The following is a 12,325-nucleotide window of genomic DNA, read 5'->3' as shown; positions in this document are numbered from 1 at the left end:
GGGAAGAAACGCGCATAAGCTCACTTCGACTCTCCCTGCCAGACGCCCTGCTTCTTCAAGGCGTCGGCGACGTCGCGCGGCATGTAGCGTTCGTCGTGCTTGGCGAGCACGCTGTCGGCGCGAAAAGCGCCGGAGGGCTGCAGCACCCCGTCGACGACGACCCCCTGCCCTTCGCGGAAGAGATCCGGCAGCAAGCCTGTGTAGGACACGGCAAGATCGCTGGTTTTATCCGTGACAGTGAAGTTCACGTCCTGTCCGTTTCGAACGACCGTGCCTTCCTTCACCAGCCCGCCGATGCGCAGCCGCGCGCCGGAGGCCGTTTGCTTCTTCGCAAGCTCCGACGGCGTGTAGAAGAACACGATATTGTCGCGCAGCGCGAACAGCATTAGCCCGGCGGCGAGGCCAAGAATCGCCATCGCGCCAGCAATCAACGTCAGCCGCTTTCCCTTACGCGTCATTATTCAGAGCGCTCCATTGCGGCCGCGTCAGGCCGCTCTCGCGAAGAGGCGAAACGTCTAGCCTCCGATATTCAGCTCCTTCGCCAGCGCCTCGATGCGGGCGACGTCATCTTGCTTGCTGGCGAGCGCCTTGCGCGCCTCGGTCACGGCCTTTTTGGCCTTTTCGGTCTCGGCGAGGACGCTATAGGCGCGAATGAGTTTTAGCCATCCCTCGACGTCGTCGCCCTTCGATTCGAGCCGCGAGGCCAAGCGATCCACCATGCCGCGGATCATCTCCTGGCGCTGATCGGCGGGCATCGCCGCGATCGCTTTACCCTGCTCGCTCGACGGCCCGCGCGCGACGACCGGCGGATTCGCCTCGCCGCGCAGAATGGCGAGCTGGGCGTTCACAGCCTTCAGATAAGCGGCGTCGGCCGGCGCGTCAGCAGCCATCTTGGAAAAGATGGCGATCGCCTTGTCCTTCTCGCCGGCCTGCGCGGCCGCCACGCCGAGGTAATACTGCGCCTCTGGCGCTGATGGATCGAGCGCGAGCGCCGCCTCGAAATCCTTCTTGGCTTGCGGCGTCACCACGCCTTGAGCGAGGACGACGCGCGCTTCTCCAAGCGCCGCATGCCGCGCCGCGGTTGCGCCCAAAAGTCGCAGCGCTTCCGAATAGGCGTGGACGGCGTCTTCGCCGCGGCCGGTGCGCAGCAAATATGGCGCAATGACTTCGAAGCCGCGGCCATCTTCGGGATGCTCGCGCAAATGCTGCTCGATGCGCGCGACGGCGCCGGAAAGATCATTGCGGTCCGGCGCGGAATCGAGCCGCGCCGTCAGCGGCATGTCGGGCATGTCGGAATGGCCGAGCCGCGCATACAGCGTCAGCGCGACGGCGGGGATGATCACGATGGCCGCGAGCGCCGCGGCGAGCGCGAGTTTGCGCGAGGAGACGATCCTCGCCTTTGGCGCGGCTTCCGCGCGCAACAGCCGGCGCGCCGCCTCGGTCTTCGCGGCGTCAGCGTCCGGCGCGTCGAGACGCCCTTCCTCGCGCTCGCGCTCGATTTCGGCGATCTGCTCCTCGAAAAAGGCGACGTCGGCGGCGCTTTCATCCTGCGCCCCATTCCGCATGGCGAGCGGCGCCAGCACCGCCATCACCGCGGCGCCGGTCAGCAAGGCGAATATAAGCCAGATCATGCCCGCTCTTTAAGGCTTTGCGCTCCCTATTGGAAGGGCGGCCATTGCCCCTACACGCTCGTCCATCGGATATTAGCGCCAAGGGAGGCTCGGTGATCACGCGGCTCGCAATTTCCGGCTATCGATCCATTCGCGATCTGGTCCTTGCTCCGGGACAACTCACCGTCGTGACTGGCGCCAATGGCGCCGGCAAGTCCAGTCTTTATCGCGCGCTGCGCCTTCTCGCCGATGTTGCGCAGGGGCGCATCATCCAGTCCCTTGCCCGGGAAGGCGGACTAAATTCGACGCTTTGGGCTGGACCCGAGAAATTCTCCCGCGCGATGAAAGCGGGGGAAATTCCGATCGAGCCGTTGGCGCTCCGGTCTCGGAAAGCGCTGAAGCTCGGCTTCGCTTCCAAGACTTATGGCTACGCGATCGACCTCGGCCCAACTTCTCAAAAAACGGAGACCTTTCCCCTGGATCCGCAGATCAAGCTCGAGGCGCAATGGACCGGAGAACATCTCGACCGCGCCAATCTTTTCGCCGAACGACGGGGACCGAGCGCGCGCATTCGCGGGGAAAATGGCGAATGGCGGCAGGCTGCGGCTTCACTCGCCGGAGTCGACAGCATGATGACGCACTGCGCTGACCTGCGCGAAGCCTATGATCTCTCAATCTTGCGTGAAACGGTGCGGAGCTGGCGCTTCTATGACAATTTACGCGCCGACCGCGAGGCGCCGGCGAGACGGCCGCAGATCGGCACCTTCACCCCCGCCCTCGCCGATGACGGCGCAGACCTCGCGGCGGCGCTCGCAACCATTCTGGAAGTTGGCGACGCGGACGGCCTTGGAGAGACGATCGACGACGCCTTTCCTTCGAGCAGGATCGATATTTCGACATCCGACGGTTACGTCGAGACGTCAATGCGCCAGCACGGTTTGCTTCGGCCGCTGCGCGCGGCGGAGCTCTCAGAAGGCACGCTGCGCTATCTGCTGCTCGTCGCCGCTTTGCTGACGCCGCGTCCGCCGCCGCTGATGGTGTTCAACGAGCCTGAAGCGAGCCTCCATCCCAATCTCATCGGCGCGCTGGCGCGACTGATGCGCAAGGTCTCGAACGAGAGGCAGCTTTTCGTCGTGTCGCACTCGACAAAGCTGGTCTCGGAATTAACAAAGGACGATTGCTGCGTCGAAATCGCGCTGGAGAAGCGCCTTGGCGAGACGCTCGCGCCTGAGCATGAATCGCCAAAATGGCGCTGGCCGTCACGGTAACGCTTGACTGGCGGGCGCGCCTCATCGGAATTGCGCTGTATCCTCGTGCGAGACCTCATGCTCCGAGACCCCTCATGCTCATCAACACGCCTTCGATCGAACAGCTTTCCAATGTGATCTCGCAGGTCACCGGCCCCGCCTTTCTGCTCGCAGCCGAGGCGCAGCTCCTGGCCGTCCTCGTCTCAAGACTGGAGCGCATCGTCGATCGTTCCAGAATGATCGCCCAGACCGACGCCAGCAGCGCGGAATACGCCCATCTGCAAGCTGAACTGCCAATCCTCAGAAAGCGCGGCATGCTGATGCATTACGCCATGTACTGGGGCGTGGCGAGTTGCATCGTGACGTGCGTTCTCGTCATCGTCAGCTTCGCGGCGGCTTACCTTCATGTGCGCCATGAGTATGGCGCGGGGTTGTTGTTCGCCGTGGCGATGGCGCTCTTCACCGCCGCGCTGGTCGCCTTCGCGAGAGAATTGCAGCTTGGATATGTGGAGATTATCGGCGGCCCTAAGCCTCCCCAAAGACCCGCGCGAAAATCGTATCCACATGCTTGAAGTGGTACGAGAGGTCAAAGAGCGCATCCAATTCCGCCGGCGACAGCTTCGCGCTCACGTCCTTGTCCTGCCCGAGCAGGCTGCGGAAATCCCCCTCGCCGCGCCAGACCGGCATGGCGTTCCGTTGCACCATCGCATAGGCGTCTTCGCGCGAGACGCCTTTTTGCGTGAGCGCCAGAAGCACGCGCTGCGAGTGAATGAGGCCGCCGAGCTTCTCTAGATTCTTGCGCATGTTTTCCGGATAGACGACGAGATGTTCGATCACGCTCGTCAATCGCGCCAATGCAAAGTCCAAAGTGACCGTGGCGTCGGGGCCAATCATGCGCTCGACGGAAGAATGTGAAATATCGCGTTCGTGCCAGAGCGCGACATTCTCCATCGCCGGAATCGCCATGCCGCGAACGAGGCGCGCGAGTCCGGTCAGATTCTCGGTCAGCACCGGGTTGCGCTTATGCGGCATGGCGGAAGAGCCCTTCTGCCCGGCGGAAAAATATTCCTCCGCCTCGAGCACTTCGGTGCGCTGGAGATGCCGGATTTCGATGGCGAGCCGTTCGACCGACGACGCCACGACGGCGAGCGTCGCAAAATAAGCTGCGTGGCGATCCCGCGGAATGACCTGCGTCGAGATCGGTTCGACGGTCAGTCCCATCTTATGCGCCACATAGTCTTCGACGCGCGGATCAATATTGGCGAAAGTGCCGACGGCGCCTGAAATCGCGCAGGTCGAAATTTCCCTGCGCGCTTCGACGAGCCGTTCGCGCGCGCGGGTGAATTCGGCGTAAGCCTGGGCCAGTTTCAGGCCGAAGGTCGTCGGCTCGGCGTGAATGCCGTGCGAGCGGCCGATCGTCGGCGTGTATTTATGCTCGAAGGCGCGCTTCTTCAGCGCTGCGAGCAACGCGTCGACGTCGGCGATCAAGAGATCCGCCGCGCGCGACAATTGCACGGCAAGACAGGTGTCGAGCACGTCGGAAGACGTCATGCCCTGATGCACAAAGCGCGACTCGGCGCCGATGAATTCAGCGAGATGGGTCAAAAAGGCGATCACGTCATGCTTCGTCACCCGCTCGATCTCGTCGATTCGCGCGACGTCGAAGGTGACAAAATCCGCTTTGTCCCAGATCGCCTTGGCGCTCTCCCGGGGGATGACGCCGATCTCGGCGAGCGCGTCGCAGGCGTAGGCCTCGATCTCGAACCAGATGCGAAACCGCGTCTGCGGCTCCCAAATCACGGTCATCTCGGGTCTGGAATAGCGGGGGATCATCCGGCGCGCCTTGAAAATTTGAGGAAGAGAGAGGCGCCTAGCATGCGCGTTGCATCAAAGTCCATATATGGGCTGATCAGGTGGGAGGATTCATGCAGTCTACGGATGTCGTCGTTCTTGGCGCGGGGATCGTCGGCGTCAGCGCCGCGCTGCATCTGCAGGCGCGCGGCCGCGACGTCGCGCTCATCGATCGCGCCGGCGCCGTGGGTCAGGAGACGAGCTTCGGCAACGCCGGCTTGATCGAACGCTCTTCGCTCATCCCCTATCTGTTCCCGCGCGATCCGGCGAAACTTATCAAATATGCGCTGAACCTTCTCCCTGAAGCGCATTACCACGTCTCGGCGCTGCCGGCGGTAGGGCCATGGCTCCTGCGCTATTGGCGCGAGAGCGCGCCGGAGCGGGTGCGGCGAAATATCGAAGCGCGGCGCCCGCTGATCGAACACAGCCTGAGCGAGCATGAGGCGCTGATCCAGCAGGCAGGCGCCGGCGAGCTGTTGCGCAGGACCGGCTGGATCAAGCTGCATCGCAGCGAGGAGACTCTCGCCGCCGGCCTCGCCGACGCCGAGCGGCTGCGCGCCTATGGCTTGCATATTGATACGCTCGATTCGGCAGGCGTTGCGGCGCTGGAGCCTGATCTCGCGCCAATCGCCGGCGGCGTCCATTATCGCGACACCGCCGCGATCATCGATCCCGCCGCTCTGTCGAAAGCCTATGCAGATCTGTTCGTCTCACGTGGCGGCCATCTGCTCTCAGGCGACGCTCGCAGCCTTTCACAAGAGCCGGACGGGCGCTGGCGCGTCGAGGCCGCGCAAGGGCCGCTCGTCGCCGGCGCCGCGGTTGTGGCGCTCGGCCCCTGGTCGGACTTCATCTACGGACCGCTCGGCTATCGCATTCCGCTCGGCTGGAAGCGCGGCTACCACATGCATTACGCCGCGAAGGACGGCGCAAAGCTCAATCATCCAATTCTCGACGCCGACGTCGGCTATCTCCTGGCGCCGATGCGGCGCGGCGTCCGGCTGACGAGCGGCGCCGAATTCGCCCGCCGCGACGCGCCGCCGACGCCGGTGCAGATCGAGTTTTGCGAACCGACGGCGCGCCGATTGTTTCCGCTCGCCGAACGGCTCGACCCCGAACCTTGGCGCGGCGCGCGGCCCTGCCTGCCGGACATGCTGCCGATCGTGGGTCCGGCGCCGAGTCATCGCGGACTATGGTTCGATTTCGGCCACGCGCATCATGGGCTGACGCTTGGGCCGGTTTCCGGCCGGCTCCTCGCCGATATGATGACGGGCGAAAAGCCCTTCATCGATCCCGCGCCTTATCGCGCCGATCGATTCTGATCTTGCGCGACGCCTTTGCGAGATGCTTGTGCGCCTATTCGGCGCCGACGAGCTTTAAGGCGCGGTCCAAAACGCGCACGACGCGCGCGAGATCATGTCCGCGCCGAAGCACGAGCCCCGTCGCGGCGATCACGGCATAGGCGCCCTGCCGACGCGCCAGCGCCGGGTTCTTCTCGATTCGATACAGCGGCGCCTCGCTTGCGCGCCGAAAAATGGAGAACACAGCCTTCGCCGGCGTGAAGTCGATCGCATAGTCGCGCCATTCGCCTTGCGCGACTTTCGCTCCATAAAGATTGAAGAGCACGTTGAGTTCCGGGCGGCTGAACGAAACCGCCACGCCGCGCTTGTCTCCCCGAACTCCCGACGCCGCGTCCGGCGAAGCGCCGTTCACGACGACGAGCGCGGGTCGGCCCCGGCTGGGCTCCGTCGTCTCCGACTCCGCCATGCGTGCGCTCTCCTCGGTCCTTTTCGCCATGTTGGCCCGCACGGATGCGCCCGGCAAGACTTAATGACCGGATTACGACGAGAATCTTTGCATCCGCTCCGTGGGATAAGACTTGGCTTGTAATAATCATACTTTCGCCGACTTGGCGCCCCTTGCCAGCCAAACGCGCCGCCCAAAATGAAGTTCATTGCCTCGACAGCTCGGGGCCGCGCGTTTTCGGTTTCGTCAGCCCCCCAGCCCCCCGAAGCGTGTGGTTCCGAGATATAGAGGTCGTGGCGATGGTCGGGCCGGCCGGGAGTTTCGCTCCCGCGCCGGCTCGTCTAGCTTTAGCGGGCCGCCATATCCGCCTTTATCGGCCCCGCGGCGGCGGGCCGCCAAGGCTCTTGCAAATTCCGCAACAATGACGAACTCAAGAGCCGCCGTCGCGTCGACCGCGACGCGCATTCTCTTTTTCTTTTCATCGGAGAGAACATGACCGACGACGCCGCATCCGTCGCCGCCGCGGCTCCCGCCGCCGATCCGCAAACCGCCGCCAATTTCGGTTTTGAGGCCGACGTCGCGCGGCTGCTCGAGCTGATGACGCACTCCGTCTATTCGGAGCGCGACGTCTTTCTGCGCGAACTCGTCTCGAACGCCGCCGACGCCTGCGAAAAGCTGCGCTACGAGGCGCTTTCCGACGAAAAACTCGCCGCGCAAGCCGCCGCGCCGCTGGTGACGATCTCACTCGATAAGGAGAAGCGCACGCTGACCGTGGCCGATAATGGCGTCGGCATGTCGCGCGAGGAGTTGATCAGCGCCCTCGGCACCATCGCCAATTCGGGAACGCGCGCCTTTCTCGACAAACTCGGCAAGGAGAAGGACGCCGGCTTCATCGGCCAGTTCGGCGTCGGCTTCTACGCCGCCTTCATGGTCGCCGACCGCGTCGAGGTCGCGACGCGGCGCGCCGGCCAGGATCAGGCCTGGCTGTGGAGTTCAGACGGCAAGGGCTCCTATCAGATCGCGGCGCTGCCGCTCGAAGAAGCGCCCGCCGTCGGCGCCCGCGTCACGCTGCATCTCAACGCCGAGAGCGATGAATTTCTCGACGGCTGGCGCGTTGAAAGCGTCGTGCGCGAGCACTCGGGCGCGATCGCCGCGCCGATCGATCTCATCGCGGCGCCGGGCGAAGAGCCCCGGCGAATCGCCGAAGGCGTCGCCCTGTGGACGAAGCCCAAGTCCGAAATCACGCATGAGCAATATGTCGACTTCTACCGGCAATTGTCCGGGCAGCTCGACGAGCCCGCGCTGATCGCGCATTGGCGCGCCGAAGGACGCACCGAATATACGGTGCTCGCCTTTGTTCCTGGGACGCGGCCCTTCGATCTCTTCGACCCGGCGCGAAAGAGCAAATCCAAGCTGTATGTGCGGCGCGTGCTGATCTCGCGCGACATGGAGCTGCTGCCCGCCTGGCTGCGGTTCATGCGCATCGTCGTCGACAGCGCCGACATTCCGCTCAATGTCTCACGCGAGATGGTGCAGAAAAGCCCGGTCGCCGGCGCGATCGGCAAGGCCATCGCAACGCGCATCTTGCAGGAACTCAAGAAGCTCGCCGACGCCGAGCCGGAAAAATTCGCGGACGTGTGGAAGAACTTCGGCTCCGTGCTCAAGGAAGGGCTGCATGAAGACCCAAGCCGCCGCGACGCGCTGTTCGAAATTGCGCGGTTCGCCTCGACGAAGTCCGAGGAACGGACCCGCACGCTCAAGGAATACGTCGCCGATCTGAGGGAAAACCAGACCGCGATCTATTATCTTGTCGGCGACGACATGAAGCGGCTGCGCGCCAGCCCGCAGCTCGAAGGCTTCAAGGCGAGAGGCGTCGAGGTGCTGCTTCTCGACGACGCCGTCGACGCTTTCTGGGTGACGAGCGCGCTTGGCTACGAGGGCAAGCCGTTCAAATCCGTCACGCAGGGCCAGGCCGACATCGATTCGATCGCGCTCGTCGAGGACGCCAAGACGGAGGCGGCGGCGCCGGCCGACGTCGCCGACCTGCTTGCGGCCCTCAAGGAGACGCTTGCGGATCATGTCGACGACGTGCGCGCCTCGACGCGGCTGACCGACAGCGCCGTTTGCCTGGTGGCGCCCGATACAGGGTTTGACCGCCAATTGTCCCGCCTTCTGGCCGAACATGGTCAGCAGGCGGCCTTCGGAAAGCCGGTTTTGGAGATCAACCCGAGGCATGAGGCGATCGTCGCGCTGGCGACCGCCTTGCGCGCAAAAGGACGTGAAGCGGCGCGCGACGACCAGCTCCTCCTGCTCGATCTCGCCCGCGTCGCCGATGGCGAGCATCCGATCGACGCAGCGGCTTTCGCAAAAAGGCTGACGGCGCTTCTCGCCAGCCGGGGGTAGAGATGAGTCTGGGGGCGAAGAAGGCCGCAACGAGCGATCCGCTGACGCGCGCCCAGGCGATCGCGACCGTTGCGGATTATCTCGACGCCCGCGGGGTCGACGACGCGCAGGAGGACGCACGCGCTCTACTGCGCGCCGCCACAGGGCTGACGCGGCTCGAACTCGCCATGACGCCGCGCGCGCCGCTTTCTCAGGAGGAGGCGCGCGCCCTCTCCCGCTACGCGGCGCGACGGGCCGCCCGTGAGCCGGTGTCGCGCATTCTTGGAGAGCGCGGATTCTGGACGCTCGACCTCGCCGTCGCGCCGTCGGTGCTCGATCCACGGCCCGACACGGAAACGCTGGTCGAGACGGCGTTGCGCTTCGTTTCGGAAAGGCGCGACGCGCCGCTCTCGATTCTCGATCTCGGCGCCGGCTCGGGCGCTATCGCCTGCGCGCTTCTCAGCGAGCTTCCGGCGGCGCGCGCCGTCGCCGTCGATCTCTCGCAGGACGCCTGCGCGGCGACCGCCGCAAATCTCGCCCGTTGCGGCCTGTCAGACCGCGCGGCGGTTGTGCGCGGCCGCTGGGCGGAGGCGCTCCAGGCGCGTTTCGACCTCATTGTGTCAAATCCTCCCTATGTGCGCACGGAGGACATCGCAGGACTCGATCCCGAGGTGCGGCTCCACGATCCGGCGCTGGCGCTCGACGGCGGCTCCGACGGGCTCGCGCGGTATCGGGAGATCATCGGCGACTTGCGGCGGCTCATTGGCGAGGACACGGTCGTGCTGTTCGAGGTCGGCTTCGATCAAGCTGGCAGCGTCGCCGCGCTGTTGGAGGCCGAGGGCTTCAAAATCGAGCGTGTGGCGCGCGACTTTGGGGGCCACGAAAGGGTTGTCGCGGCGCGGCTTGGCCCGCCAAGGCCGTGACATATTGGCGACAGTAACCGCTTTTTTGGCCCGTCTCGCCGCGCTCGGCCTTGTTGGCGGCCACCCCCTCCACTATAGTCATCCCAAGTCCAGCCGATCGCCGACTTCGAGAGAGAACTCGAACGCTTTGGCTCCGCTTCGCGAACGGAAGCCCGAAACGACCGGCCAGGAGCAACGTCGAAATCGACATGAAAGCGCCGGAGTGAAGACCCCTTCGATTGTCGGAGGCGTTGCGATCCGGCAGGCAGGCATGCAATCGCGTTGGACGTCAAGCAGTTGCGCTGAGGGGAATTGGCGCAGAGCTACGTGGGGCCGCCGATTGGCGCCGACTTGAGGAAAATCGACTCGCGCACAGCGTTATCGAAGCTTGAGGTCCGAAACGGATTGCTGTCGCCTGTCCGTTGGCGCATGCGCCGGCCGAAGAAATTTAGCGGCGACGTTGTTGGGAACGCCGCGCAGGCGGGGCCGAGCGCAGCAAGATTTCGGGGAGTTTGATGAGACCAGGGCAAAACAAGAGAATGCGCGGACGGAGCAACCGCAAAGGGCCCAATCCGCTTACACGATCCTATGAGTCGAATGGCCCCGACGTGAAGATCCGCGGCACGGCTCAGCATGTCGCCGAAAAATATCTTCAGCTCGCGCGCGACGCGCAGTCTTCCGGCGACACGATCATGGCCGAGAGCCTGCTGCAGCATGCGGAGCACTATTTCCGGCTGATCGCCGCCGCGCAGCAGCAGCAGCAAGTCAACGGCTATGGGCGCCCGCAGCTGGAAGCGGAAATCGACACCTCCGAGGATGATGACGATTTCGCCCCGCTTCCGGACCGTTTCGCGCCGCTGGCCGAACGGCTGCCGCCGCCGGCCTTCCAGCCGCCGCCGCCGTTCACGCCGCAGCCGCAGCCGCAACCGCATTTTGCGCAGCCGCAGCCCCAGCCCCAGCCCTTTGAGGAGCGCCCGATCGGCGAGATGCGGGCCGGCGAGCGCGCGGAGCGTCCGGAACGCCCGCAGCGGCACGAACGACCCCCGTTTAACCGAGACCGCAACGCCGAAGGCGGCGACCGCCCTCGTCATCAGGGATATGAGCGCGGCCGCGACCGCCGCTTCCAGCCGCGCCCCGAGGCCAGCGCGGCCGAGAGCGAAGCAGGCACGGCGCTTCCCTCATTCATCACCGCTCCAGTGGCGCGGGCCGCCGCCGCTCCGAGCGAGGGCGCGGGAGCGGAACCCGTTCTCGAGCGCGAGAACGCGCCGCGTGAACATGAGGGCGGAGTCAATTATCATCTGAGTTCACGCCGGCGCCGGCGCCCGCGCCCGCCGATGGATGACGTCGCCGGCGGCGCACGCGACGACGACGCGCCGCAGGTGGGCGAACTTCCGCTCGAGCCGGATCGGTTTTAGCGCCTCAGTCGAGGACGCTGATCGCGTCGCCGGCCTTGATCCGGCCGCCGTCGATCACCCGCGCATAGACTCCGCAATCGATGTGGCCGAAGTTCTGCCGCAGCGTCTGGACGATATCCATGTCGCGGCGCCCCGTGCCCGGCTCGACGCCTGTGGCCGCGCAGCGATCGGTCATTTTGAGCACCTCGAGCCGCGCGCCGCCGATCGACAGGGTTCGCCCCGGGAGCGCCACTTCGGCCCATGCGCCCATGTCTGCGACGTAGAGATTGGCGCGAAACCGCAGCGGATCGAGAGCGGCCCCCTGCGCCTGCGCAATCGCGGCGACGCTCGCCAGATTGACCAGTGAGACAAATCCCGACTTCGAATCCGTGAAGCGAAAGCCGTCAGGCGCAGCCAGCAGCCGCACGGGACCACGGATTTCAGGTCCAAGAAAGCCGGTCAGGAAGGCCTCGATGGCGCCGCGCCCTTCGGCGGACCGCAAATCTCCTCGCGCGACCTCTCGTCCTCCCCTGGCGATCGTCAATACGCCTGTCGCCTCGTCGTAACGCGTCGCAAGACCCGCGAGCGCGCCGTTCCTCATCAGCATCAGGAATTTGATCTTGGGCTGGTGCTCCGGGGCCGCAGGATCGAAGCCCGAAGGGCCGTTTTCCAGCGCAAACAGCCGATCTCCCGGAAAATAGCCGTCTGCTTGAAGTTCGGCGGCGTCCAGCGGCTCGGGCGAGAGGCCTTTGACGGGATAGCGGTAGAGAGAGGCGAGTCGCATGGACGTCCCTGTTCGGTGACAAGTCGAGGCGGATTGCCTACACCCGGTCAGCCGTCAAGGAAAATAGACCCGGCCGTTCGCAAGGAGAGCGGCGTTCTCGGCGCCGTGGCGGTATGGTTCACTCACGTGAGCCCCGCCGCTTGGTCTATGCGATGATGCTGTCGCTTGTGGCGCTCGCGCTCTAATGGGGATGGCGCGGTCTCTGGCCAGCTGCGCCCCGAGGTCGCCGAAGCGATTAGCCGAAGTATTCCGATGCGCCCGGCGCGGTCGAGTCCGCGCTTTCGCGCCGCACCCCCTTTAACCCCGTGCAGCCCTTCCCATATCGACCACGAGGGCAGCCGCAAGGGGCCTTGAAAGAGAAAATTTTGGACGCGAGGCGCGCCGCTTAAAAGCAAAGGGCCGCCTCATGGTC

At 65.0% G+C, this 12,325-nt stretch carries 11 protein-coding genes; 6 read left to right on the top strand and 5 right to left on the bottom strand.

From position 1 onward, the window contains the following. Window positions 1-20: 20 nt before the first annotated feature. Both ccmE and ccmI read right to left on the bottom strand, forming a co-directional pair. Window positions 21-458, bottom strand: a complete 438-nt coding sequence (gene ccmE, locus NEI07_RS02230) for a cytochrome c maturation protein CcmE (protein WP_256032412.1) — start codon at window positions 456-458, stop codon at window positions 21-23. A gap of 57 nt (window positions 459-515) precedes the next feature. Then, entirely contained in the window at window positions 516-1,631 is a 1,116-nt protein-coding gene (gene ccmI / locus NEI07_RS02225; protein WP_256032411.1) for a c-type cytochrome biogenesis protein CcmI, read from the bottom strand. Between the two features lie 92 nt (window positions 1,632-1,723). Between ccmI and NEI07_RS02220 the strand changes: the two genes are divergently transcribed. After that, entirely contained in the window at window positions 1,724-2,878 is a 1,155-nt protein-coding gene (locus NEI07_RS02220) for an AAA family ATPase (protein ID WP_256032410.1), read from the top strand. 74 nt (window positions 2,879-2,952) lie between these two features. Then, window positions 2,953-3,429, top strand: coding sequence for a DUF2721 domain-containing protein (locus NEI07_RS02215; RefSeq protein WP_256032409.1), 477 nt, complete (start codon window positions 2,953-2,955; stop codon window positions 3,427-3,429). Here NEI07_RS02215 and purB read toward each other — a convergent pair. Then, window positions 3,383-4,690, bottom strand: coding sequence for an adenylosuccinate lyase (gene purB / locus NEI07_RS02210; RefSeq protein WP_256032408.1), 1,308 nt, complete (start codon window positions 4,688-4,690; stop codon window positions 3,383-3,385). The genes NEI07_RS02215 and purB overlap by 47 nt on opposite strands. A gap of 92 nt (window positions 4,691-4,782) precedes the next feature. On the opposite strand from purB, the gene NEI07_RS02205 reads away from it, so the two are divergent. Beyond that, a complete protein-coding gene (locus NEI07_RS02205) occupies window positions 4,783-6,027 on the top strand; it encodes an NAD(P)/FAD-dependent oxidoreductase (protein WP_256032407.1) in 1,245 nt (414 codons plus the stop codon). 34 nt (window positions 6,028-6,061) lie between these two features. On the opposite strand, the gene NEI07_RS02200 is transcribed toward NEI07_RS02205, so the two are convergent. Then, the gene (locus NEI07_RS02200) at window positions 6,062-6,472 is read right to left on the bottom strand and encodes a DUF2794 domain-containing protein (protein WP_256032406.1); all 411 of its coding nucleotides are present in this window, start codon (window positions 6,470-6,472) and stop codon (window positions 6,062-6,064) included. A gap of 471 nt (window positions 6,473-6,943) precedes the next feature. Here NEI07_RS02200 and htpG point away from each other — a divergent pair, with 471 nt between their 5' ends. The 3 genes from htpG (at window position 6,944) to NEI07_RS02185 (ending at window position 11,150) form a co-directional block, all read left to right on the top strand. Further along, on the top strand, window positions 6,944-8,854 hold the full coding sequence (gene htpG, locus NEI07_RS02195) for a molecular chaperone HtpG (RefSeq protein ID WP_256032405.1): 1,911 nt from the start codon (window positions 6,944-6,946) through the stop codon (window positions 8,852-8,854). Window positions 8,855-8,856: 2 nt separating this feature from the next. Then, window positions 8,857-9,756, top strand: coding sequence for a peptide chain release factor N(5)-glutamine methyltransferase (prmC, locus tag NEI07_RS02190; protein WP_256032404.1), 900 nt, complete (start codon window positions 8,857-8,859; stop codon window positions 9,754-9,756). A 518-nt stretch (window positions 9,757-10,274) separates the two neighbouring features. After that, window positions 10,275-11,150 (top strand): DUF4167 domain-containing protein, encoded by an 876-nt coding sequence (locus tag NEI07_RS02185; RefSeq protein ID WP_256032403.1) that lies wholly within the window; start codon window positions 10,275-10,277, stop codon window positions 11,148-11,150. Window positions 11,151-11,154: 4 nt separating this feature from the next. Here the strand turns inward: NEI07_RS02185 and NEI07_RS02180 are convergent, their stop codons facing one another. Then, the gene (locus NEI07_RS02180) at window positions 11,155-11,913 is read right to left on the bottom strand and encodes an MOSC domain-containing protein (RefSeq protein WP_256032402.1); all 759 of its coding nucleotides are present in this window, start codon (window positions 11,911-11,913) and stop codon (window positions 11,155-11,157) included. Window positions 11,914-12,325: the final 412 nt, after the last annotated feature.

It is taken from the genome of Methylocystis suflitae (assembly GCF_024448135.1).
Lineage (GTDB): Bacteria > Pseudomonadota > Alphaproteobacteria > Rhizobiales > Beijerinckiaceae > Methylocystis > Methylocystis suflitae.
This window is presented reverse-complemented; position numbering and strand designations above follow the sequence as displayed.

Coding starts and splice junctions, on each gene's coding strand:
- purB (WP_256032408.1), bottom strand. CDS start 4,690: ATGATCCCCCGCTATTCCAGACCCGAGATGACCGTGATTTGGGAGCCG.
- NEI07_RS02205 (WP_256032407.1), top strand. CDS start 4,783: ATGCAGTCTACGGATGTCGTCGTTCTTGGCGCGGGGATCGTCGGCGTC.
- NEI07_RS02180 (WP_256032402.1), bottom strand. CDS start 11,913: ATGCGACTCGCCTCTCTCTACCGCTATCCCGTCAAAGGCCTCTCGCCC.
- ccmE (WP_256032412.1), bottom strand. CDS start 458: ATGACGCGTAAGGGAAAGCGGCTGACGTTGATTGCTGGCGCGATGGCG.
- prmC (WP_256032404.1), top strand. CDS start 8,857: ATGAGTCTGGGGGCGAAGAAGGCCGCAACGAGCGATCCGCTGACGCGC.
- NEI07_RS02200 (WP_256032406.1), bottom strand. CDS start 6,472: ATGGCGGAGTCGGAGACGACGGAGCCCAGCCGGGGCCGACCCGCGCTC.
- NEI07_RS02185 (WP_256032403.1), top strand. CDS start 10,275: ATGCGCGGACGGAGCAACCGCAAAGGGCCCAATCCGCTTACACGATCC.
- htpG (WP_256032405.1), top strand. CDS start 6,944: ATGACCGACGACGCCGCATCCGTCGCCGCCGCGGCTCCCGCCGCCGAT.
- ccmI (WP_256032411.1), bottom strand. CDS start 1,631: ATGATCTGGCTTATATTCGCCTTGCTGACCGGCGCCGCGGTGATGGCG.
- NEI07_RS02215 (WP_256032409.1), top strand. CDS start 2,953: ATGCTCATCAACACGCCTTCGATCGAACAGCTTTCCAATGTGATCTCG.